Origin of the sequence: Mycobacterium sp. 852002-51152_SCH6134967 (assembly GCF_001667105.1) — a bacterium.
GTDB classification, from domain to species: domain Bacteria; phylum Actinomycetota; class Actinomycetes; order Mycobacteriales; family Mycobacteriaceae; genus Mycobacterium; species Mycobacterium neumannii_A.
In genome coordinates this window covers 1-22,547 of record NZ_LZIK01000011.1, presented here as the reverse complement: position 1 = coordinate 22,547, position 22,547 = coordinate 1, and the positions used below count along the sequence as shown (strand labels likewise).

19 protein-coding genes are annotated in these 22,547 nt (G+C 67.9%); 10 read left to right on the top strand and 9 right to left on the bottom strand.

Annotated features, from left to right (window positions below; translation table 11 throughout):
* Positions 1 to 27 precede the first annotated feature (27 nt).
* The 5 genes from A5790_RS01925 to ctaD all read left to right on the top strand — a co-directional run bounded on the left by A5790_RS01925 (position 28) and on the right by ctaD (position 5,956).
* Positions 28 to 1,554 (top strand): CdaR family transcriptional regulator, encoded by a 1,527-nt coding sequence (locus A5790_RS01925; RefSeq protein ID WP_064419367.1) that lies wholly within the window; start codon positions 28 to 30, stop codon positions 1,552 to 1,554.
* A gap of 150 nt (positions 1,555 to 1,704) precedes the next feature.
* Complete coding sequence (locus tag A5790_RS01920; protein WP_064419368.1) at positions 1,705 to 2,970, top strand: FAD-binding oxidoreductase; 1,266 nt, start codon at positions 1,705 to 1,707, stop codon at positions 2,968 to 2,970.
* A 126-nt stretch (positions 2,971 to 3,096) separates the two neighbouring features.
* Positions 3,097 to 3,585, top strand: coding sequence for a GreA/GreB family elongation factor (locus A5790_RS01915; RefSeq protein WP_066841243.1), 489 nt, complete (start codon positions 3,097 to 3,099; stop codon positions 3,583 to 3,585).
* Between the two features lie 20 nt (positions 3,586 to 3,605).
* Positions 3,606 to 4,091 carry a GreA/GreB family elongation factor gene (locus tag A5790_RS01910; RefSeq protein WP_066841036.1) on the top strand — a complete coding sequence of 162 codons (486 nt, stop codon included), beginning with the start codon at positions 3,606 to 3,608 and terminating at the stop codon, positions 4,089 to 4,091.
* Positions 4,092 to 4,267: 176 nt separating this feature from the next.
* On the top strand, positions 4,268 to 5,956 hold the full coding sequence (gene ctaD, locus A5790_RS01905; RefSeq protein WP_066841241.1) for a cytochrome c oxidase subunit I: 1,689 nt from the start codon (positions 4,268 to 4,270) through the stop codon (positions 5,954 to 5,956).
* 46 nt (positions 5,957 to 6,002) lie between these two features.
* On the opposite strand, the gene A5790_RS01900 is transcribed toward ctaD, so the two are convergent.
* The 6 genes from A5790_RS01900 to A5790_RS01875 all read right to left on the bottom strand — a co-directional run bounded on the left by A5790_RS01900 (position 6,003) and on the right by A5790_RS01875 (position 12,681).
* On the bottom strand, positions 6,003 to 6,989 hold the full coding sequence (locus A5790_RS01900; RefSeq protein WP_066841034.1) for an NAD(P)-dependent oxidoreductase: 987 nt from the start codon (positions 6,987 to 6,989) through the stop codon (positions 6,003 to 6,005).
* Positions 6,990 to 7,065: 76 nt separating this feature from the next.
* Positions 7,066 to 7,536: a (2Fe-2S)-binding protein gene (locus A5790_RS01895; RefSeq protein WP_066841032.1), complete on the bottom strand. Its 471-nt coding sequence runs from the start codon at positions 7,534 to 7,536 to the stop codon at positions 7,066 to 7,068.
* On the bottom strand, positions 7,529 to 8,404 hold the full coding sequence (locus A5790_RS01890; RefSeq protein ID WP_066841030.1) for a xanthine dehydrogenase family protein subunit M: 876 nt from the start codon (positions 8,402 to 8,404) through the stop codon (positions 7,529 to 7,531). Before A5790_RS01890 ends, A5790_RS01895 begins: the two co-directional genes overlap by 8 nt.
* Entirely contained in the window at positions 8,401 to 9,108 is a 708-nt protein-coding gene (locus A5790_RS01885) for an SRPBCC family protein (RefSeq protein WP_066841028.1), read from the bottom strand. The genes A5790_RS01890 and A5790_RS01885 overlap by 4 nt, the downstream gene beginning before the upstream one ends.
* 13 nt (positions 9,109 to 9,121) lie before the next feature.
* Positions 9,122 to 11,485: a xanthine dehydrogenase family protein molybdopterin-binding subunit gene (locus tag A5790_RS01880; RefSeq protein ID WP_066841026.1), complete on the bottom strand. Its 2,364-nt coding sequence runs from the start codon at positions 11,483 to 11,485 to the stop codon at positions 9,122 to 9,124.
* A 74-nt stretch (positions 11,486 to 11,559) separates the two neighbouring features.
* Complete coding sequence (locus A5790_RS01875; protein WP_066841024.1) at positions 11,560 to 12,681, bottom strand: XdhC family protein; 1,122 nt, start codon at positions 12,679 to 12,681, stop codon at positions 11,560 to 11,562.
* Positions 12,682 to 12,814: 133 nt separating this feature from the next.
* On the opposite strand from A5790_RS01875, the gene A5790_RS01870 reads away from it, so the two are divergent.
* Positions 12,815 to 13,687, top strand: coding sequence for an alpha/beta fold hydrolase (locus tag A5790_RS01870; protein WP_231987574.1), 873 nt, complete (start codon positions 12,815 to 12,817; stop codon positions 13,685 to 13,687).
* Between the two features lie 4 nt (positions 13,688 to 13,691).
* Complete coding sequence (locus A5790_RS01865; RefSeq protein WP_066841021.1) at positions 13,692 to 15,155, top strand: wax ester/triacylglycerol synthase family O-acyltransferase; 1,464 nt, start codon at positions 13,692 to 13,694, stop codon at positions 15,153 to 15,155.
* Here the strand turns inward: A5790_RS01865 and A5790_RS01860 are convergent.
* Positions 15,112 to 16,356 carry a cytochrome P450 gene (locus A5790_RS01860; protein WP_066841019.1) on the bottom strand — a complete coding sequence of 415 codons (1,245 nt, stop codon included), beginning with the start codon at positions 16,354 to 16,356 and terminating at the stop codon, positions 15,112 to 15,114. The genes A5790_RS01865 and A5790_RS01860 overlap by 44 nt on opposite strands.
* A 95-nt stretch (positions 16,357 to 16,451) precedes the next feature.
* Between A5790_RS01860 and A5790_RS01855 the strand changes: the two genes are divergently transcribed.
* Entirely contained in the window at positions 16,452 to 17,114 is a 663-nt protein-coding gene (locus A5790_RS01855) for a M15 family metallopeptidase (RefSeq protein ID WP_066841017.1), read from the top strand.
* Positions 17,115 to 17,322: 208 nt separating this feature from the next.
* The gene (locus A5790_RS01850) at positions 17,323 to 18,624 is read left to right on the top strand and encodes an MFS transporter (RefSeq protein WP_066841016.1); all 1,302 of its coding nucleotides are present in this window, start codon (positions 17,323 to 17,325) and stop codon (positions 18,622 to 18,624) included.
* Here A5790_RS01850 and A5790_RS01845 read toward each other — a convergent pair.
* Positions 18,592 to 20,268, bottom strand: coding sequence for an alpha-amylase family protein (locus A5790_RS01845; RefSeq protein WP_066841014.1), 1,677 nt, complete (start codon positions 20,266 to 20,268; stop codon positions 18,592 to 18,594). The two genes, A5790_RS01850 and A5790_RS01845, sit on opposite strands and share 33 nt — an antisense overlap.
* Complete coding sequence (locus A5790_RS01840; RefSeq protein ID WP_066841012.1) at positions 20,265 to 21,239, bottom strand: TIGR03885 family FMN-dependent LLM class oxidoreductase; 975 nt, start codon at positions 21,237 to 21,239, stop codon at positions 20,265 to 20,267. The genes A5790_RS01845 and A5790_RS01840 overlap by 4 nt, the downstream gene beginning before the upstream one ends.
* Before the next feature lie 69 nt (positions 21,240 to 21,308).
* On the opposite strand from A5790_RS01840, the gene A5790_RS01835 reads away from it, so the two are divergent.
* Positions 21,309 to 22,343, top strand: coding sequence for an NADP-dependent oxidoreductase (locus A5790_RS01835; protein ID WP_156656283.1), 1,035 nt, complete (start codon positions 21,309 to 21,311; stop codon positions 22,341 to 22,343).
* Positions 22,344 to 22,547 lie beyond the last annotated feature (204 nt).

The window sequence follows — 22,547 nt, the reverse complement described above, 5'->3', positions numbered from 1 at the left end:
CTCCTGACAGCGCGGTAACGTCGGCCCGTGGTCACCTTGGACCGACTGGTCAACGTGCTGGGGAGCTACGGCGTGCGCCTGCGCTTCTGCCCGATCCCGCGCTCGACGGAATTGGGCAGCGTGGTGATGCACGAGGTCACCGAGGGCCGCACGATCACCGGTGACGTGCTGCTGGCGATCGGCGCGCGAACGGTCAACGAGGCGCTGCGATGGGCGGTTTCGGCGCGCGCGATGGTGGTGTTGCTTCGAGACGGCGACAACGACACGACATTCGCCGGCATGGTCGAGGGCGTCGCGGTGATGGTCGTCGATCCGGCGGTGCCGTGGAGCGAACTCTCTGCCATCGTCTACGGGCTGGTGCTGGAAGGCCGGGAAACGGAATCCGGCCGCGGCCCAACGGATTTGTTCGCGCTTGCCGACAGCTTGGCCGAGTCGGCTGGCGGCGCGGTGACCATCGAGGACCCGCTGTCACGCGTGCTCGCGTACTCGACGATGCAGGAGAACGCCGACCGCGCCCGCGTCGCGACGATCATGAACCGGCAAGCGCCGGAGTGGTTGCGTGAATACTTCGCGTCGCAAGGCGTGTTCACCCATCTCACGTCCTCGGACGATCCGATGTTCGTCGCGCCCAACGCCGATCAGGGCCTGTCGGGCCGCACGGTGGTCGCGGTGCGGTCGGGTCGAGAGCTGATGGGTGCGGTGTGGGTCTCGTCCCCGAAGCCGTTGGTGGATCCCGAACTAACGGCGCTGACCGACAATGCCAGGACCGTCGCCCTTCACCTGTTGCGCTCGCGCGCCAGTGCCGATCTCGAACGGCAGGTCGAATCCGATCTGGTGCTGCGGCTACTCGACGGAAGTGCCGACGCCGCAGCGTCGGCCAGCAGGTTGGGGCTGTCGCAGGGGCCGGCGCGGGTCATCGCCGTGCAGGCGTCGATCGACGGTGAACGGGATGCGGCGCTGCTGCTGGCCTTCGAACGCGCGACCGCCGGCTTCGGTTGGTCGCGTCCGGGTCGCAGTGCGCTGGCGGGCAACACGCTCTACACGTTGATGCCGGGCGAACGGGTCGCAGGCGCCCGCAAGTGGGTCGACGCGTTGAAGGCAGCGCTGCCGGACCGGGTGATGGTGGTGGCCGGCATCAGCAAGGCGGCCGTGGCCGTCGACCTGCCAGCGGCACGGCAGGAGGCCGACGAATGCCTGGCGCTGCACGAGGTCGGGCCGAATGACGCCGTGCCGCCCGCCTACGACGAGTCATGGGACGAGATCCTGCTGCAGCGTCTTCGGACCGCCGCACGCGCGGGACGTACGCCAGACAGGGGACCGGTCGCCGAACTGCGCCGCCACGACCAGGACCACGCCTCCGAGTACATCCCGACGTTGCGGGCGTATCTGGAGGCGCTGGGTGATCCCGCCCAGGCAGGGCTGCGCCTGGGCGTCCACGAGAACACCGTGCGGTACCGCCTGCGCAAAATGGGGGAGATCACCGATCTGCCGCTGGAGGACGCCCGCAAGCGCCTCGCCATGATGATCGAACTCGCCGCGATCGACACCGACTGAGCCGCCACGATCGGACCGGCCCGACCAGGTCATTGTCGGATCGCCACAACGGCGACCCGGCCGATTGTCCTGCACGGGCAAGTCGGAACGCACTCGTCCGGCCGACCATGGAGTCAACGAACAGACTTTTTCAGTGATGGAGGGATGGCAATGGTCGGCGGCGAGCGGATTGACGGTGGACCGCGGTCTGCGATCGTGGTCGGCGCCGGCATCGTCGGCTTGTCCACGGCGTGGTTCCTGCAGGAGCGCGGTGTCGACGTCACCGTCGTGGACCGCAGCGGGGTCGCCGCAGGCGCCTCGTGGGGCAACGCCGGATGGGTCGCGCCCGCGCTGACGCTGCCGTTGAACTCGCCGAAGACGCTGCGGTACGGCCTGCGCTCGTTGCGTGACCGCAACGCCCCCCTGCACATCCCTTTGACCATCGACGGTGCGTTGTGGCTGTTTCTGATCCAGTTCGCCGCGAACTCTCGTTCGTCGGTGTGGAACCAGGCGGTGGCGGCCAACGTGCCGCTGAACCAGGAATGCATCGAGGCTTTCGACGTCTTGATCTCGAACGGGGTGGACGCCCCGGTGACCGACGCCCCGATCACCGCGATCTTCCGCACCACCGACGACGCCGAGAAGACGATGCGCGAACTGCGTGCCCTCGAACGCGCCGGGCAGGAGCTGTTCGTCACCGGCTTGTCCGGTGAGGCGTTGCGCGAGCAGGTGCCCCTGGCTTCGCCCGCGATCACCGCCGGCATCAACATCAACGGCCAGCGCTTCGTCGACCCTGGCCGTTTCGTGCAAGCCCTGGGCCGTGCGGTCGAGGAGCGTGGCGGAAGCATCCTGACCCATGACGTGCGGGGCGTGTTCAGTTCCGGCAACGGCGTGGTGGTGCAGCCCTACAGCGGCAAACATCTGACCGCCGACAGCGCGGTGATCGCCACCGGCGCGTGGATGTCGCGGCTGGCGGGGCACCGGCTGCGCGTGCCCGTAGAGTCCGGTCGCGGTTACTCGTTCACCGTGCCGGTGGATCGACCCATCCCCGGACCGATCTATCTGCCGGATGCACGCATCGCGTGTACGCCGTACAAGGGTGCGCTGCGAGTGGCAGGCACGATGGAGTTGCGCGATCCGCACGAACCGGCGATCCCCGAGCGCGTCGGCGCGATCGTCGACTCGGCGAGCCCACTCCTGGAGGGAGTCAGGTGGGCCGAACGCAGCGACATCTGGGTGGGTCCGCGGCCGATCACCCCGGACGGCAGACCGCTGATCGGTGAGATGTCGCGCAACGTCTACGTGGCGGGCGGGCACGGCATGTGGGGACTGGCTCACGGTCCGGTCACCGGCCGGCTCCTGGCCGAACAGATCACGACCGGCAAGCAACCCGAAGCGCTGCGGCCCTTCGATCCGCTCCGCCGCGCGGTCGCATAGGCCGAGCAAGCACACGACTTTTCTGCCCCTCGCGGGGCACGGCGAGTCGTCAGGGGCGGCGCTGCCACAGCCCGTGGCCCGCCCCTGACGGCAACACCCTTCGAGAAAGGACCGAACATGACGAGCATGACGAGCACCGACCGCGTCTGGATGACGCGCCGTGCCTACATCAAACTGCAGGCCGAACTGGCCGAGCTGAGGGCCAAACATCGACCCGAGGTGTCCGACGACGCCACCGACGATGACGCCGCCCGTACGGCGGAGGACCGAATGCGGTCCAACCGGATCCACCGGATCGAAGACCTGCTCGCGAACGCCGTCGTTGGCGAGAACCCGCCCGACGATGGCGTGGCTGAGCCGGGCATGGTCTTGACCATCCGCTACGACGACACCGGTGACACCGAGACGTTCCTGCTCGGGATCCGCGGTATCGAACCCGCCGAGATCGAGGTCTACTCGCCGCGGTCGCCGCTGGGCGTCGCGATCCTCGGCGCACGGCCGGGGGATCGGCGAACGTATGAGGCCCCCACCGGTAAGGAGTTACGAGTGACGCTCCTGGAAGCCACGCCCTACGAGGGCGCCATCGACTCGGCAGCCGGCCGACTCCCAGCTTGATTGCACGGAAGGACCGAAAAATGACAAGTGCGCAGCGGATCTGGATCTCGCGGGCGGCCTACGAGCGGTTGCAAGAAGAGCTCGCCACACTGCGCGAGCTGTGCGCGAACGCGGTCGGCGACGAAGAAGCCGACGAGAACGCGAGCGCGATCAAGCGGGCACGTCAAGCACGTATCCAGCAGATCCACGAGATGCTCATCAACGCTGTCGTCGGTGAGGATCCGCCGGACGACGGTATCGCCGAACCGGGCATGGTCGTCACGGTGCGGTTCGACGACACCGCCGAGATCGAAACGTTCCTGCTCGGCGTGCGCAGCGCCGAACACGGCGACATCGAGGTGTACTCCACCCAGTCGCCGCTGGGCGCCGCCATCCTCGGTGCCCGCCCCGGTGAGCAGCGCAGCTTCCGGACACCGAGCGGAACCGAGCTGTCGGTCACGATGCTGACGGCGGTGCCGTACGGCATGCACAGCGACGACGGGACACCTGTGAACGCGGCCGGCTGACCGGCCCGGCCGCGCCGCTTCGCTGAATGGCTTTCGATCCGCTTCGGCGCTACCTAAGATCGAGGTCACGAGATTTGGGTACATGACCCCTGGCCCCGCGCCGAAGGGAGCGTTACGTGACCGCCGAAGTGACCTCGGTTCCTCAGCTGGAGGTGCGTCGCCCGTTCCCGGCCCGAATGGGCCCGAAGGGCACGCTGATCTACAAGCTCATCACCACGACCGATCACAAGCTGATCGGCATCATGTACGTGGTCACCTGCTTCGTGTTCTTCTTCATCGGCGGGTTGATGGCCCTGTTCATCAGGGGCGAGCTGGCGATGCCGGGGCTGCAGTTCCTGTCCAATGAGCAGTACAACCAGCTGTTCACCATGCACGGCACGATCATGCTGCTGTTCTATGCGACGCCGATCGTGTTCGGGTTCGCCAACCTGGTGCTGCCGCTGCAGATCGGCGCGCCCGACGTGGCGTTTCCGCGGCTCAACGCGTTCTCGTACTGGCTGTTCCTGTTCGGCGGGCTCATCGCGATCGCGGGCTTCATCACCCCCGGTGGCGCCGCCGACTTCGGCTGGACGGCGTATGCGCCGCTGAGCAACGCCATGCATTCACCGGGCGCCGGCGGTGACCTGTGGATCATGGGCCTGGCCGTTGCCGGTCTGGGCACCATCCTCGGCGGGGTCAACATGATCACCACCGTGGTGTGCATGCGCGCACCCGGTATGACGATGTTCCGGATGCCGATCTTCACCTGGAACATCCTGGTGACGTCGGTTCTGGTGCTGATGGCCTTCCCGATCCTGACCGCCGCGCTGCTCGCACTGGCCGCCGACCGCCACCTCGGCGCGCACGTCTACGACCCGGCCAACGGCGGACCAATCCTCTACCAGCATTTGTTCTGGTTCTTCGGCCACCCCGAGGTGTACATCGTGGCGCTGCCGTTCTTCGGCATCGTCACCGAAATATTCCCCGTCTTCAGCCGCAAGCCGATCTTCGGCTACACCACCCTGATCTACGCCACCCTGGGCATCGCAGCGTTGTCCGTCGTGGTGTGGGCGCACCACATGTACGCCACCGGCGCGGTGCTGTTGCCGTTCTTCTCTTTCACCACCTATCTGATAGCCGTGCCCACCGGGATCAAGTTCTTCAACTGGATAGGCACGATGTGGAAGGGACAGTTGACCTTCGAGACACCGATGCTGTTCTCGATCGGGTTCATGCTCACCTTCCTCCTCGGTGGACTCACCGGCGTGATGCTGGCCAGCCCGCCGCTGGACTTCCACGTCTCCGACACCTACTTCTTGATCGCGCATTTCCACTACGTGTTGTTCGGGACCATCGTGTTCGCGACCTATGCGGGGATCTACTTCTGGTTCCCGAAGATGACCGGCCGTCTGCTCGACGAACGGTTGGGCAAGCTGCACTTCTGGCTCACGTTCATCGGTTTCCACACCACGTTCTTGGTGCAGCACTGGCTGGGTAACGAAGGCATGCCTCGTCGCTACGCCGACTACCTACCGGCCGATGGGTTCGTACCGCTCAACGTGGTGTCGACGATCGGGGCGTTCATCCTGGGTATCTCGATGCTGCCGTTCGTCTGGAACGTGTTCAAGAGCTGGCGCTACGGCGAGCCGGTCACAGTCGATGATCCGTGGGGATATGGCAACTCGCTGGAGTGGGCGACGTCGTGTCCGCCGCCCCGGCACAACTTCACCGAGCTGCCCCGGATCCGTTCGGAGCGGCCGGCTTTCGAGCTGCACTATCCCCACATGGTGGACCGGATGCGCGCCGAGTCGCATATCGGTAGGCACGCCACGGCGGGTGAATCGCCATCCGGTTTCGGCCCCCGCACAGAGCCCGACCGCAGCTGACCGGTCGGCTGCTCAGCCGGTCCGAACCAGTTACGGAACGAACCAGTTACGGAACCGATTGCTGCCGTTCGAAAGTCGCGATGATCGCCTCGACCGGCGACCGCCACGTCACGCCGAGGTCGCCGGTGGTGGCAGAGTCGTCGGTCGGCGTCGCGGCGGTGAGCAACAGTGCCGCCTCATAGGTGAGACCGTCGCCAAGGTCGACGACGCCGGACAGCGCCTCTCCGACGATGCTGAGGCCCCGAAACATGCCCTGGCTGATCGGAATTCGCCGGAATCGGCGCTTCGTGCCCTTCTCCAGGGCCGAGATCATGTCGTCGAACGCGATCAACTCGCCACCGCACACGTAGCGGCGTGGTCCGCGGCCGGGAACGAACAACGCGGCGTGCACGTCGGCGACATCGCGAACATCGATCATCTGCATCCCTCCGCGCAGTCGCGGCGCGACGCCCCATCGGACCAGGGGCGCCCAGCCACGCTCGGTGACGCCCGCGGCGGTGTGGAACGCCGGACCCACCACACTCGACGGGTAGGTGATGACGACCGGCGCGCCCTGCTCCTGGAGCCGCCGTGCCACGCGATCGGCGTAGGACTTGGTCTGCGCGTAGGGACTGCGACCGGGCGCGGTCGGCGTATCGGGACCGATCACCCCGTCGGGTGGCGGGAACAGCGCGCTGTAGCTGCTGACCAACACGACGGGGTCCAACCCGCCTGCCACGGCGCGCGTCAGCACCGCTTCGGTGGCATGGGCGTTCACTTCCCACATCAGCGTGCTGCGGCGCTTGTCGGTGCCGACGACGCCGGCGCCGTGCAGCACCGCGTCGCAGCCGTCGAGGAGCCCCTCGACGGTGGCGGTCTGCCGGATGTCGCCGCTGACGGTCTCGACGTCACCGATTTCGGCGAGTTTGGCCAGGACCGGCGCGCCTTCCGCGTCGGGTGCGATGAGCAGGCGCACGCGGTGGCCGGCAGAAAGCAGGGCACGCACGCAGTGGGCGCCGACGTAGCCGGTGCCCCCGGTGACGGCGATCAGCATGGTTCTCCTCGGGTCTCGAAGAAGGTGCCGATCGTATCGGAGTCGGCGCGGCGGCCCGCCGACGACATGGGCGGCCTCAGGTCATCTCGGCGGCACGGTGTACCGCGTTGACGATCCCCTGATAACCCGTGCACCGGCAGAAGTTGCCCGACAAACCCTCGCGGATCTCCTCTTCGCTGGGCTTGGGATTGTCACGCAGCAACGCGGTGATGGAGGTGACGAAGCCCGGGGTGCAGAAACCGCACTGCAGCCCGTGGCATTCGCGCAGGGCGGCTTGCACCGGCGACAGTTCGCCGTCGGCGCCGCCGATGCCCTCGACGGTGGTGACCTCCATACCCTCGGCCTGCACGGCGAAGATCAGGCAGGCGCGCACCGCGTCGCCGTCGAGCAGCACCGTGCAGGCACCACAGGCGCCGTGCTCGCACCCGAGGTGTGTCCCGGTCAAGCCACACTTCTCACGCAGGAAGTCCGCGAGTGTCAGGCGCGGTTCCACGGTCGCTGCGAACGTGCGCCCGTTGACCGTCACTTCGACCGGCATCTCATGCATCGCGTGCCTCCGTGATGGCGCCGGACCAGGCGCGGGCGACCATCGTCGCCCCGACCTTGGCCCGGTAGGTGGCCGACCCCTGCAGGTCGGATGGGATGTCCTCGAGCCCGGACAGTGCGAGCCGCCCGACTTCTTCGGCGCTGATCTCGTCGACCGGTCGACCGGTGACGGCCTCTTCGGCGGCGCCGCCCCGCAGCGGTGTCGAGCCCAGACCCAACAAGCCGATGCCGCAACGACTCACCCGGTCATCGTCGTCGAGTTCGACCGCCACCGCGGCGCCGGCGATCGCGAAATCACCGTGGCGGCGGGCGAATTCCTCCAGCGCGAAACCCGACCGCCCACCCCACACGGGGAAGTGCACCGCGGTCAACATCTCCCCGGGCGCCAGCGAGGTCTCCCAAAGACCGGTGAAGAAGTCTTTCGCCGCGATCTGCCGGAATCCCGTCGACGAGACGACATCCATCTGCGCGTCGAGCGCGAGCGCGACCGCCGCGTACTCCGCCGCAGGATCGGCGTGCGCGATGGCGCCGCCGAGTGTGCCCCTGGTGCGGATCTGGAAGTGGCCGATGTGCGGGGTGGCCAGCGTCAGCAGCGGAACCGATTCCGCCACTTCGTCATCCATTCCGACGAACGAGTGAGGGGTGCCCGCCGCGACGCGTACCGCGCCGTCGACCAGGTCGATGCTGCGAAGCTCGTCGATGCGGGAGATGTCGATGAGGTTGTCGAAGTGCGTCAGGCGCATCGCCAGCATCGGCACCAGACTCTGCCCACCCGCAAGGATCTTCGCGTCCTCGCCGTATTCGGCGAGCATGTCCACCGCCTCCTTCACCGATTCGGGGCGGTGGTAGGTGAACGGAGCGGCTTTCACGGCCGCAGCCGCTCGGTCGGCGCGCTCAGCAGTCGCAGCAGGGCGGACTGCAGGTCGTCGGCCAGTACGGCGGTGGGGCTCTTCCTGCGGCGCCGCCCGATCAGGAAGCCCATCGCCAAGCCGCCGACGACGGCGGCCACGACGGGTGCGGCCCGCTTGGCCATCGGCAGCGCAACGACTTTGAGCATGTCGATGGAATCGCCGGCATCGGGCTGAGCCGCAACCGCGGCCGTCTCCGTGGTCGGTGCGGTCGTCGCGGCGCCGCCGAGAAGATCCGATTCGAGGTTCTTGGCGAATTGTCCGATCAGGTTCGTCGACACGTCGGCCAGTACGCCGCGGCCGAACTGAGCGGCCTTCCCCGAGATGGTCAAGTCCGTGGTGATCGTGACGCTGGTCGCGTCACCCTCGTCCTTGAGTTGCGCGGTCACGAGCGCGGCCGCGTTACCACTGCCGCGGGTCTCCTTACCCTGCGCCTTGATGACAACGCGGCGAGCGGTCTTGTCGCGCTCCTCGAACGAGGCATCCCCCTTGTAGGACACCGTGATCGGACCGACCTTGACCTTCACCGCGCCGGTGAAGGCGTCGCCGTCGACCGACAACAGCTGAGCACCCGGAATGCACGGCGCGACGCGTTCGACGTCGTTGAGTGCCTCCCATGCCGTGTCCACCGGCACGGCGACCCGGAATTCGTTGTTGAGTTCCACTGTGCTGCGTTCCTTACTTCTGGGCGTTCTCGATGGCCTCGACGATCGCGGCGGGGCTGGCGGGTAGGCGGGTCAGCGTGACACCGAGCGGTGCCAGGGCATCGTTGATCGCGTTGATGACGGCAGGTGTCGAACCGATCGCGCCGCCCTCGCCGACGCCCTTGTATCCGCCGACGCCGGGTCCGGGGATCTCCACGTGCCCGTACTCGATCGGGGGCACCTCGGTGGCCGTCGGCAGCAGGTAGTCGACGAAAGTGCTCGACAGCGGGTTGCCGTCGTCGTCGTAGGCCATGTCCTCGAGCAGCGCACCGCCGATGCCCTGCACGGTGCCGCCGGCGATCTGACCCTCGACGACGTTGGGGTTGATCATCGGGCCGACGTCCTCGCTGACGATGTAGCGGGTGAGGGTGACCCGCCCGGTCTCGATGTCGACCTCGCACGTGCAGGCATGGGTGGCGTTCGCCCAGTGGATCATCGCCTCCGGTGGTGAGGCGAACCGCGCGGTCGCCTCCAACGACGACGAGACACCGGGCGGCAACTGCTGCGGCTCGTAGTACGCCCGGTAGGCGAGATCAGCGAAAGTCACGCTCTTGTCCGGGTTTCCGGACACCACGGCGCGCGAGCCGGTCAGCTCCACCTCGGCCTCGTCGACCTCCAGGCGCGGTGCGGCCATCGCGATGATCTGCTTGCGCAGCAGCGCTCCCGCCTCGGCGACCGCACCCGCAGTCATCGGACCGCTGCGGCTGCCCTGGGTGCCCGCGCCGTACGGGGTGACCGCGGTGTCGCCCTGGATCGTCGACACGTCGGCGATCTCGGCGCCCAGCGCGTCGGCGGTCAACTGCACGACGGTGGTCTCGAGGCTGTTGCCGGTCGACCCGCCGTTGACGTAGACGTTGATCTTGCCGGTGGGCTCCATCCGGATGGTGCAGCCCTCGGTGCCCAGGTGCCCGGTCGCGGCGCCGGTCGGTTCGATGTAGGCCGAGAACCCCAGGCCGATGTAGCGGCCCTCAGCCAGCGCATCGGCCTGTTCCTTGCGGAAGCCCTCGTGGTCGAGGATCTTCACCGCCTGCTCGAAGGTGTCGGCGGGCGCGACGTGGTCGTAGGGCATGCCGTTGGGGTTGAAGTAGGGCATCTCATCGCCGCGCAGGATGTTGCGCCTGCGCAGTTCGACGGGATCCATGTCCAGCTTGCGCGCGGCGATGTCGAAAAGCACTTCGCGGGCCAGGGTTTCGTACTGCCAGGGGCCGCGGTACGCGTGCAGGCCGGCGGTGTTGGAGAACACGGTCTTGTAGTTGAAGCTGGCCTTCGGCACCCGGTACGGGCCGGGGAAGAACATGCCGACCGCGGCGGTGGTCAGCACCGGGTACGGGGTGGGGTAGGCGCCGACGTCATAGGCGAAGTCGATGTCGACGGCGAGGATGGTGCCCTCTTCGTCGAGGGCCATCCGCGCGGTGCCGTCGACGTGGCGCGCCTGACCCGCCGACATCAGGTTCTCGCGGCGGTCCTCGATCCACTTCAGTGCCGCGGAGCTCAATTGCGCGTTCGACGTCGCCGGGACCTTCCGAGCCGCCAGCATGATGCACATGTCCTCGCGCATCGGCACGACCTTCTGGCCGAAGCCACCGCCGGTGTCGCGCATGATGACTCGCACGTTGTGCGCAGGAATGCCGAGCAGCCGCGCGCAGAACGCGCGCAACTCGTGGGGCGTCTGCGTCGATGCCCACAGGGTCAATTCCTCGGTCGCAGGCGTCCACTCCACGACCATGCCGCGGCACTCGATAGGCACCGGCGCGTGGATCTGCTGATAGACGTTCGCCGACGCGACGCAGGCGGCGGTGGCGAACGTCTCCTCGTCGGGCGGCGCTCCGCCCATGCCGCCCGCGACGTTGTCGGGGTAGGCCTCATGCACGACCACCGACGACCCGACGGCTTTCGTGAAGTCGGCGACCGCGGGCAATGGCTCGTAGTCGACGTCGACGAGATCGACTGCGTCCTCGGCGAGATAGCGGCTGTCGGCCACGACGAGCGCGACCGGATCGCCGACGAACTTCACCTCACCTTCGGCCAGCGGCGGGCGCGGGGTGTCGGGGATGTCCTTGCCCGCGACCGCGTGCCAGGCCTCCTTGACGTCGGGATTGAGGTCGTCGGCGGTGAACACCGCGTGCACCCCCGGCATGGCCAGCGCGGCCGACGCGTCGATGCCGTTGATCTTCGCCCTGGCGAACGGGCTGCGCACGAAGCACGCGTGCAGCATCCCGGGCCGTACGACGTCGTCGACGAAAGTGCCTCGGCCGGTGAGAAGCCGGTTGTCCTCGACGCGCGCGACTCGGGTTCCTGCGTAACGGGTCGCGACCTTCTCCGCTGAAGCAGAAGTCACCGGGTCACCCTTCTCCTCGCCGTGTAAAGAGTGACGTTATCGCATTCGAGAACGACATTTCCATAGGCGTTGTCTCATCCCTCATGGTGGATGCGTCCGGCCGTGTCGCTCAGCGGACGGCCGCCGCCGCCCCACCTGCGGGCGATGATTTCGGCCGCGATCGACACCGCGGTCTCCTCGGGTGTGCGCGCGCCGAGGTCCAGGCCGATCGGGCTGGCCAATCGGGTCAGGTCGGCGTCGGTGAGGCCGCACTCGCGCAACCGGCGCAACCGGTCGTCGTGCGTGCGGCGCGATCCCATCACCCCGATGTAACCGACCTCGGGCAGGCCGAGTGCGACCTGGAGCACGGGGACGTCGAACTTCGGATCGTGGGTGAGTACGCAGATCGCGGTGCGGGCGTCGATGGCACCCTGCTCCGCCTGCTCTGCGAGGTAGCGGTCGGGCCACACCACCACGACCTCATCGGCACCGGGAAAGCGGGCGGGTGTGGCGAACACGGGACGGGCGTCGCACACGGTCACGCGATATCCGAGCAGGGCGCCCTGCTGGGCGAGCGCGGCGGCGAAGTCGATCGCCCCGAAGATCAGCATCCGCGGCGGCGGCGCGTGGCTGGCGACGAACACCTCCATGCCCGTCTCCTGGCGCTGGCCGTCGGGGCCGTACGACAACACGCCCGTGCGACCGACGGCGAGCAACCCGCGCGCGTCGTCCGTGACGGCGGCGTCGACGCGCGCCGAACCCAGCGATCCGTCGACCGAATCCGTGCCGATGACCAGGCGGCGCCCGATCCGGTCGGCGTCGGGGTGCGCGATGACGGTGGCCACGGCGGTGGGACGGTGTGCGGCGATGTCGTCGGCGACCGCCTGCAACTGCGGGAAGCTGTCGCGTGACACCGCCTCGGCGAAGATGTCGATGATGCCGCCGCACGTCAGCCCCACCGCGAATGCGTCGTCGTCGCTGATGCCGTAGCGCTGCAACTCGGGGCGCCCCGAAGCAACGACCTCGTTGACCAGTTCGTAGACGGCGGCCTCGACGCAGCCACCGGACACCGAGCCGGCGACCGAACCGTCGGGGCTGACCACCATGGTCGCGCCGGGCTGCCGCGGCGCCGAGCGGATCGTGCGCACGACGGTGGCCACACCGGCGGCGCCGCCGGACCGCCACACGGTCAGCAACTCCTCGAGCACCTCGCGCACGCTCGCAGTCTAAGCCCGAGACGCTGTGCAAGTGCTCAGCGGGAAGGGGCGCGAACGCCGGACGGCACGGAATGTTCGCTCTATCGTTGGAAGCATCGCCTGGAATCTGCCCCTACCACTGTCCATTCCGCGGTTGCCGTCGTTACCCGCGTTGGCGTCGGCTGCCCACGTCCCTGAGGGCCGGATGGTGGAGCTCCCTGGCCGCGGTACGACGTACGTCGTCGACTCGGGGCCGTGCGACGGCCCCGTTTTCATGTTGTTGCATTCGGTGGCATGCACGGGTGTCATGACGTGGTATCCCGCGCTGGATGCACTGCAGGAATTCGGCCGCGTGGTCGTGTTCGACCAGCGCGGTCATGGTCAGGGCATCACGGCGCACCGGTTTCTGCTCGAGGACTGCGCCGACGATGTCGCAGCCCTGGCCGATGCCCTGGGCATCCCGACCTTCGTGCCGGTCGGGTATTCGATGGGTTCGCTTGTGGCCCAACTGGTCTGGAAGCGCCATCGGGCACGCGTCGACGGGTTGGTGTTGTGCGCCGCGGCGGCGGCGGTCAACCGGGCCAGCTACGAGCGGATCGCGACGGGCGTGTTCGCCGCGCTGCTCGAATCGCTGAGCCCGCCTGCTAGGCGACTCTCACCCGCCGCGATGGTGGGCCCCGGCGCGTTGCAGAACCACCAGTGGCTGCTCAACCAGGTGCGTAGTACCTCGCCCGGTGCGATCACCCGGGCCCTGGCCGAAGTCATCCGCTTCGATTCGACGACATGGATCCACGAGGTCGACGTCCCCACAGCGGTGGTGGTGACGACGCGCGACCGGGCGTTCGGGGTGCGACGGCAGCGATGGCTGGCGAGCCGGATACCCGACGCCGAAACCGTCGACGTCGCCGCCGGCCACGCCGGATGCACGTTCGCCTCCGACAAATTCGTCGAGGCGCTCGTGACCGCGGCCGAGTTGGTCAGCAGACGCCTTCCGCCGATCGGGCGGTACAAGACCGCCGAAGGCTAGCGACGTGAAGCGTCTCAGCGGCTGGGACTCGCTGCTGCTGTCCAGCGAGACGCCGAACGTGCACCAGCACACGCTCAAGATCGCCGTGGTCGACACCTCGCAGTTCGAGGGCGAGCCGACCTTCGACGCATTTCTCGAGACGTTCCGCGAGCGCCTTCCTGACCTCGATCCCTTCCGGTACGAACTCGTCGACGTTCCGCTGCACCTGCATCGGCCGGTGTGGCGGCAAGGCGCCGACATCGACTTCGGCTACCACGTCCGGAAAGTGGCCGTTCCTGACCCGTACGGGCGCGTGGGACTCGACGCGCTGATCGGTCAGATCGCGAGCACGCCCCTGGATCGCAGCCGGCCGCTGTGGGAGCTGTACTACGCCGAAGGTCTCGCCGAGAACCGCGTGGCGGTGATCGGCAAGGTGCATCACGCGTTGGCCGACGGCGTCGCGTCGGCGAACCTGATGGCCCGTGCGATGGAATGGCCCGGCACCGGCGCGGGTGGTCCCCGTTCGGGAGTCGACTCCGAATCAGTGTCGGCAGCAGCCCTGCTCGCGTTCGCGGTACGGGACCACCTCCGCCAACTCGCGGGCCTGCCCGGCGTTCTCAAAGAGGTTGTCGTCGGCGCCTACCGCCTGCAGCGGCGAGCGCGTGCGCGCCGTCGCCATCCCGAACTCGCCGAACGGTTCAAACCGCCCCCCACCTTCCTCAACCGCAAACTCTCGGCCGGGCGCGCGTTCGCGACCGCCACCCTCTCACTCGACGAGGTCAGAGTGATGAGCAAGCAGCTCGAGGCGACCGTCAACGACGTGGTGCTCGCGATCGCCGCCGGCGGACTGCGCACGTTGCTCATCGCGCGTGACGGGAGCGCCGACGACGCGCTGATCGCCTCGGTTCCCGCCGCGACCGACACCTCGCCGGACCGCATCACCGGCAACGAGTTGAGCACCATGCTGGTGTCTTTGCCGGTGCAGATCGCCGACCCGTTGGAAAGGCTGCGCCTGATCCGCACGGCCACGCGGATGGCCAAGGAGGACAACGAGTCGCTGGGCCCCGCCACCGTGGGCAAGGGGCTGCGGTACGTACCGCCCGCGGCGGCGCGCGCCACCTTCCGATGGATGTCGCGGCGCGAGGCGCCCAACCAGTTGTTCAACCTGATCGTGTCGAACGTGCCCGGGCCCCGCGAGCGCGGCCGGATCGCCGGAGCCGTCGTCACCGAGATCTACTCGGTCGGTCCACTGGCCGCCGGTTCGGCCATGAACATGACGGTGTGGAGCTACGTCGACCAGCTCAACGTCTCGGTGCTCTGCGACGACCTGGCGTTCGACGACGTCCACACCGCGACGGACGCGTTCGTCGCCGCCTTCGCCGAACTCCGCGCGGCCGCCGGCCTTCGCCAGACCACCACCGAGATGGCCGGAGCTCTGCCGCAGGTCAGCGTGCGTCGAACTCGATCGGAAGCGTCGCAGGGCCGGTGATGCCGACCAGCGGCTTCCACATCGCGGGGCCTGCGCGGCGCAGATTGCGCACGCGGCTGCTCATCACGACCAGCGCCTCGGCCAGTTCACGACGGGCCAGGTTCGCGCCGAGGCAGTAGTGCGCGCCCGCGCCGAAGGTCTGCATCGGCGCGGCACCCTGCCGAGTGATGTCCAGACGGTCGGCGTCGTCGTACACGGCCGGATCGCGGTTCGCACTTGCCGTGTTGATCAGCACGAAGGTGCCCGCCGGGATGGTCACGCCGCCGTAGGTGACGTCCTCGATCGTCATCCGCATCGCACCGAACACCACCGGGTAGAACCGCATCAGTTCCTCGACGGCGTTCATCGCGAGCTCGGGGTGCTCGGCCAGCAGCTCCCACTGATCGGGGTGGTCGCACAGCACGTCCACCGCGGCCGCGAGCTGGTTGCGGGTGGTGTCGGTGCCCGCCATCAGGATTCCCGCCGCGAGCATGCGCAGTTCCTCGATGCTCAACCGGTCCCCGTCATCCTCGGCGCGGATCAACTCCGAGATCAGGTCGTCGGTGAGCGTCGTGCGGCGCTCCGCGACCATCCCGTCGATGTAGTCGTCGAGTTCGGCCCACGCCTGCAGGATCAGCGGCGCGTGTTCGGCCGCGTTCCATTCGAACAGCTTGAAGAAGTCATCGGCCCACTCGGAGAACAACTTCCAATCCTCGCGCGGGGCGCCGAGCAGCTCGGCGATGACCGGAACCGGATACGGACGTGCGATGTCCTCCACGACCTCGCACCGTCCCGACGCCACCAGCGGATCCACCAGATCCGTGATGACTGTGGTGATCGTCGTCTCCAGCCGTCCCACCGAGCGCGGCGTGAACGCCTTGCAGACCAGGCGCCGAAGCCGCGAGTGGGTTTCACCGTTGACGCTGAGGAGCGTCGTGACGGCGCGATTCCACAGCGGGCCGGAGGTGATGCCCTGGGCCTCCAGACCGAGTCCCGGCGGCACGCACATGCGGTGGTCGCGCAGGGCCGTCCGGACCGTCTCGTAGCTCAACAACTCGGGCCCGTGAGCGCCCATCGCGACCGGTCCCGCGCTGCGGGCCTCGGCGATCCGCCGGTGTGCTTCGTATGCGTCGGTCGCGTCCTCATACGAGAGGGTCGGCAGGTCGGCGTCGAGAACCGTCGGGCTTGGCCGGTCCGTGTCCACGTTGACGGTGACGCTCATGGTGACCTCCTCGGCGTGACGACACTTCGATGCTCGGCCGCGCCGGGGATGCGGGACTAGCGTAGGCGGCTACTCCAGTCCGGAAGTGAGGCGATATGCGTAATGCCTGGGCGGGTCCGGCGTTGGCCGTCGTCCTCGCGTGGCCGGCGGCAGGCGTGGCGTCGGCGACACCAGATGCACCCGTGCCCCCGGTGTCCGATGCGGCGCGGGCGGCCGGGCTCGTCGATGTCCGCACCGTCGTGCCCGACGCGGTGACCGACCTGCGGTACGCGACGGCGGACAACTTCGTCGGCGAGCAGCTGTATCCGGCCGATGCCCGCTGCCTCGTCGACGAGTCGATGGCGCCCGGCTTGGCCGCGGCCGCCGACGCGTTGCGCCCCCGCGGCGAGGTGCTGGTGTTCTGGGATTGCTATCGGCCGCACGACGTTCAGGTGCGGATGTTCGAGGCCGTCTCCGATCCCGGATGGGTGGCCCGGCCGGGGCCCTATGCGAGCAGCCATGAAGCGGCGTTGTCGGTCGATGTGACCTTGGCTCGTGACGGCACACTCGTCGACATGGGCACCGGTTTCGACGAGTTCACCGCGCGCGCCAACGCGTATGCCACCGACGGGGTCAGCGCGGCGGCACAGGCCAACCGCAAGCGGTTGCGCGACGCGATGGCCGCGGGCGGGCTCACCGTGTACAGCGGCGAGTGGTGGCATTTCGACGCGCCGGGTGCGGACCGGCAGCGCCCGATACTCGACGTCCCCGTGAACTAGCTGCTGGCCAGGTCCGTCAGGCGGCGGCTGGATCGGCGGTCATGGCTTGGCAGTACGAGCACAGGTTCGGCCCGAGTGTCGGGTAACCACATCCGCCGCAGATCGCGACCGCGGTAAGTTCATCGGCTTCGGGCATGCCGGTTATTTACCCTCTTGCAATCCAATTAATCCCGTAGTTGAGACGAAGTCTGGGAAGCTGCCCCACGACATGGCTACTGCAGAGCTCGCCCCGGCCAGCGGCACCCACAGCACGCGGCGAGCCTGGGCTGCGGTCGCGCTGCTCGCGCTCGTCGGGACGCTGAACTACGCGGACCGGTTCCTGCCCGCGGTCCTCGCCGAACCGATCAGGGCGGAACTGGAGCTGTCCGATACCGCGCTCGGCGTGATCAACGGGTTCGGCTTCCTGGCCGTGTACGCCGTGCTCGGCCTGCTGATCGCCCGGATCGCCGACCGCGGTGCGTTCGGGCTGGTGGTGTCGACGTGCCTGACGCTGTGGGGCGCGATGACGATGCTGGGCGGTGCGGTGCGGTCAGGCTTCCAACTGGCGCTCACCCGCGTGGGCGTGGCGATCGGGGAGGCCGGCAGCACACCGGCCGCACACGCGTATGTGGCGCGCAACTTCGCGCCGCAGCGTCGTGCCGCACCGCTGGCGGTGATCACGCTCGCGATTCCGCTCGCCAGCGCGGCCAGCCTGATCGGCGGCGGTCTCCTGGCGCAAACCTTGGGCTGGCGGATGGCGTTCGTGGTCATGGGTGCGATCAGCGTGGCGTTCGCGCCGCTGGTCCTCATCGCGCTCGGGCGCAGGCAGTCGATGCCCGCCACGAGCGGAGTCGACGACATCGATGTCCCCGCCAAGGCCTGGGATCTGCTGCGCAAAGGCAGTTTCGTGGGCGTCGTCGTGGGAGCGTCGTGCATCTCGGTGGCTGGTTACTCGTTGACGGCGTTCGCTCCCGCGTATCTGGTCCGCACCCGCGGTATGGAGTTGGGCGAGGTCGGGGTGCACTACGGCATCGCCAGCGGGCTCACGGGCATCCTCGGCCTTCTGGTCGTCGGCCGGGTCGCCGACCGGTTGTCGGCCTCCGATCCGCGGTGGCTGCTGTGGCTGGTGGCCGCGATGACCGCTGCGATGCTCCCGTTCTCGGCGTTGGCGTTCACGGCGGGCGACCGGACGCTGTGCATATGGTTCATCTCGCTGAGCTACGTCGTTGGCACGGCGTACATGGCGCCGTCCATCGCGGCCATCCAACGACTGGCCCGAGCCGAACAGCGCGCGACGGCTTCGGCGATCTTCCTGTTCTTCGGCGCCATCGTCGGGTCGGCGGGCCCGTTCCTCACCGGCGTCATCAGCGACGCGCTCTCCGACGACCTCGGTGCGATGTCGCTGGGGCGGGCGCTGCTGATCGTGCCGGCGTTCCAAGTGGCCGCGATCGTCTGTTACCTCCTGGCGAGTCGGAGGTTCGTCCGCGAGATCGTCGACTCAGATGATCGGCGGGTCGTCGGGGCGCACTAGCCGCAGCCACCGGTAGCCGTAGGGTTCCAGGCCGATCTCGATGCGGCCCTTGTCGTCGAGCTCGTGTTCGGTGAGATCGTCGAGCAGGTCGACGAGCTTGCAGCCCGGCGCGTCGTCGAGTCGGATCGGCACGAGGCAGCCTTCGGCGCCGAAATTGTGCAGCGCGACCATCGCCCATCCCGACTTCTCGCGGCAGACGTGGGCCAGCACGGCGGGATTCGGTTGGTCCAGGATCTCGGGCGTTGACCATCCGATCTCCGGCTGCGACCGGTACGTGTAGATCAGATTGCGCATGAACCACCAGAACGACTGGTGGTCGTGGCGCTGGTCGGCGGCGTTGACCCGATCGGGACCGAACATGCCGTCGGGCTGGGGCCGGGGCAGCTTGCGCTTGGCCGCCTTGGAGAAGCCACCGTTGACACCGCTGGTCCACTGCATCGGAGTGCGCACCGCGAAGCGTCCCTCGACGTCGAGGTTCTCGGCCATGCCGATCTCCTCTCCGTAGAACAGGACCGGGGTGCCGGGCATCGAGAACATCAGCGAGTAGACCATCCGCATCCGCCGCTCATCGCCGCCGAGCATGGCCGGTAGCCGCCTGCGCAGGCCGCGGCCGTAGAGCTGCATGTCCGGGTCGGGCCCGAAGGCGTCGAAAATCTCCTGGCGCTCGTCGTCGCTCAGTTTGTCGAGGGTCAGCTCATCGTGATTGCGCACGAAGTTGGCCCACTGGCTCGTGATGTCGAGCGGCGGTCGTTGCATCAGTGCCTCGGCGATGGGTCGGGCGTCGCCGCGCGCCATGGACAGGTAGACGTTCTGCATGCCGATGAAGTCGAACTGCATGTTGAGCCCGTCTCCGTCGGGGCCGCCGAAGAACGACTTCTGGTCCGGATAGCCGACGTTCACCTCGCCGAGCAGCACCGCGTCGCCGACCCGTCGGGTGACGAAGTTGCGCACGTCGCCGAGGTACTCGTACGGGTCGAAGACTCCGGGATCGCCGGGTGCGCCGTCGCGGGCGAAGAGGAACGGGACGGCGTCGACCCGGAAACCGGATACCCCCAGCTCAAGCCAGAAGCCGAGCACCCGCGAGATCTCCTCCTGCACAACCGGATTGGCGATGTTCAGGTCCGGCTGGTGTTTGAGGAAGTGGTGCAGGTACCACTCGTCGGTCTTCGGGTCGCGCTCCCAGAGGCTGTCCTCCTTGTCGGGGAACACGACGTCCTTCTTGCTCGACTTGGGTCTCGTCGCGCTCCACACGTAGTAGTCGCGATACGGGTCGTCGGTGCTGCGGCAGGCGGACTTGAACCACGGGTGGCGGTCCGAGGTGTGGTTCATGACGCAGTCAACGATCACCCGGATCCCGCAGGACTTGGCGGTGCGTACGAGTTCGACGAAGTCACCGTGCGTTCCCAGTCGCGGGTCGACACCGAAGAAGTCGACGATGTCGTAGCCGTCGTCCACCCGGCCGGTGGGGTAGAAGGGCATGAGCCACAGACACGTCACCCCCAGGTCGGCGAGGTACTCGATGCGCTCGGTCATGCCGCGGATGTCGCCGCAGCCGTCGCCGTCCCAGTCGTAGAAGGTCTCGACGTCGGCGCAGTAGAAGACGGCGTTCTTCCACCACAGGTCGCCGGTCTCGATCTTCCTCACGCGGAGACCGCCGTCGGATTGAGCCGGGGCAGCACGTGTTCGCCGAACGCGTCGATGAAGGCGGTCTGCTGTTGTCCGACGAAGTGCAGGTACAACTCGTCCCAGCCCTGCTCAAGATCCTGCTGCAGCCACTCGACATGCTTGCCCAGATCGCTTGAGATACGGACCGATTGGTGCATCTGCTCGGGGGTGACCTTCTCGCCCATGACGTCGAACGCCTCGACCGTCTCGGTGTCCCAGCAGACCGGGGGATCGAACACGTTGCTGCGCCACTGGTCGTGGGCGATCGCGAGCGCCTCGTCCTCCGACGGGGCCCAGCTGAGGTGAATCTGCAACCGCGCGGGCCCGCGGCCGCCGGCGTCGCGGTAGGCCCGAAGGACCTTCTCCAGCGCTTCCCTCGACTGGTTCACGGTGACGAGCCCGTCGGCCCAGGAGGCATGTCGGGCGGCGGTTTCCGGCGTGACGGCTGGGCCGACGAGATCGGGGATCTTGTCGGGTCGGGTCCACAGCCGCGCGCGATTGACCTGGACCAGCCCTTGGTGGCTGACCTCGTCACCGCCCAGCAACCGTCTGATCACGTCGACGCACTCGACGAGGCGCTGGTCGCGCACCTCTTTGCGCGGCCATTCGCCGCCGGTGATCCGCTCGTTTGAGGCCTCACCCGAGCCGAGCGCCGCCCAGATCCGGCCCGGGAACATCTGCGCGAGCGTCGCGATGGCCTGGGCGACGATCGCGGGGTGGTACCGCTGCCCCGGCGCGTTGACCACTCCGAACGGCAGCTGCGTCGTGGCCAGTGCCGCGCCGAGGAAGGCCCACGCGAAACCGGACTCACCTTGTCGCTCACTCCACGGGCTGAAGTGGTCCGATGACATGGCTGCGGTGAAACCCGCCTGTTCGGCGCGCTGGACGTCGCACAGCAATTGCGCCGGACTGATCTGCTCGTGCGAGCAGTGGAAACCGATGACCGTCATGGGTCACCGCGTACCCGTTCTTCGCCGCTCTTACGTGAACGTCAGCCGATGGACGGTAGGTTCGCCTTCGTGGCCGAGCTGATGAACCGCCAGATCGTGTTGCGCCGCAGGCCCGTCGGGCTGGTCCAGCCCGCCGACACCGAGTTGATCACCGCGCCTGCGCCCGAGCCAGCCGACGGTGAGGCGTTGGTGCGCACGACCTACGTCGGCATCGACGCCGCCGCCCGCACCTGGCTGAACGACCAGCCCGGCTATCTGCCCCCTGTGCAGCTCGGGGAGGTCATCCGCGCGGCAGGAATCGGTGAGGTCGTGGCGTCCCGATGTGATGCGTACGCCGTCGGCGATGTGGTGACGACGCTGACGGGTTTTCAGGAATACGTGATCAGCCGCGACGACATCTTCACCACGCCGGTGCCCGGTCCCGACGTCGACCAACTCGCGGTGATGTCGGTGTACGGCCCGACCGGCGCGACGGCTTATTTCGGAATGGTCGGGATCGGCAAGCCACAGCCGGGTGAGACCGTGGTGGTGTCGGCGGCCGCGGGTGCCACCGGTTCGGTTGCGGGCCAGATCGCCAAGATCGCCGGGGCCCGGGTGGTCGGCATCGCCGGCGGACCGGACAAGTGCCGCGCGGTCGTGGAGGATTTCGGGTTCGACGCGTGCATCGACTACCGCGAGGCCAACCTGCCCGCGGCGCTGAAGGAGCACTGCCCCAAGGGCGTCGACGTGTACTTCGACAATGTCGGCGGGCCGATCCTCGACGCGGTGCTCGGCCGCCTGGCGCACAAGGCGCGGGTGGTGTTGTGCGGTGTCATCTCGAGCTACCTGACCGGTGAACATCCCGGCCCGGCCAACTACGTCAACCTGTTGTCGAAGACCGCGCTGATGCAGGGATTCAACGCGCTCGACGAATGGGCGCGGTTCGACGAGGCTTTCGGGCCCCTGCGCCGCTGGGCGGACGAGGGACGACTGGTGCACCGCCAGACGATCTTCGAGGGCATCGAATCCTGCGTCGACGCCATGAACGGCTTGTTCACCGGTGCCAACATCGGCAAGATGTTGGTCAAGATCAGCGAGCCGGGAAGCGGGAAACTTGCCTCGTGAAACGGTTGGTTGGTCGCGAATCAAAGCGGGTATGACGAACGTCGCAATTGGTGGAGACACCGCAATTGGTGGAGACACACTGAGGGGTGGTGGCATGGGCGCTCGACGAATCGCTCGGATGCTGAGTCTGGTGGTGCCGTTCGCGGCGCTGCTCGGTGGATCGATTCCCCTTGCGGCGGCCCAACCTCCCCCGCCTCCGCCCCC

Coding starts and splice junctions, on each gene's coding strand:
- A5790_RS01920 (WP_064419368.1), top strand. CDS start 1,705: ATGGTCGGCGGCGAGCGGATTGACGGTGGACCGCGGTCTGCGATCGTG.
- A5790_RS01915 (WP_066841243.1), top strand. CDS start 3,097: ATGACGAGCACCGACCGCGTCTGGATGACGCGCCGTGCCTACATCAAA.
- A5790_RS01910 (WP_066841036.1), top strand. CDS start 3,606: ATGACAAGTGCGCAGCGGATCTGGATCTCGCGGGCGGCCTACGAGCGG.
- ctaD (WP_066841241.1), top strand. CDS start 4,268: ATGGGCCCGAAGGGCACGCTGATCTACAAGCTCATCACCACGACCGAT.
- A5790_RS01900 (WP_066841034.1), bottom strand. CDS start 6,989: ATGCTGATCGCCGTCACCGGGGGCACCGGCTACGTCGGCGCCCACTGC.
- A5790_RS01895 (WP_066841032.1), bottom strand. CDS start 7,536: ATGCATGAGATGCCGGTCGAAGTGACGGTCAACGGGCGCACGTTCGCA.
- A5790_RS01860 (WP_066841019.1), bottom strand. CDS start 16,356: ATGAGCGTCACCGTCAACGTGGACACGGACCGGCCAAGCCCGACGGTT.
- A5790_RS01855 (WP_066841017.1), top strand. CDS start 16,452: ATGCGTAATGCCTGGGCGGGTCCGGCGTTGGCCGTCGTCCTCGCGTGG.
- A5790_RS01850 (WP_066841016.1), top strand. CDS start 17,323: ATGGCTACTGCAGAGCTCGCCCCGGCCAGCGGCACCCACAGCACGCGG.
- A5790_RS01840 (WP_066841012.1), bottom strand. CDS start 21,239: ATGACGGTCATCGGTTTCCACTGCTCGCACGAGCAGATCAGTCCGGCG.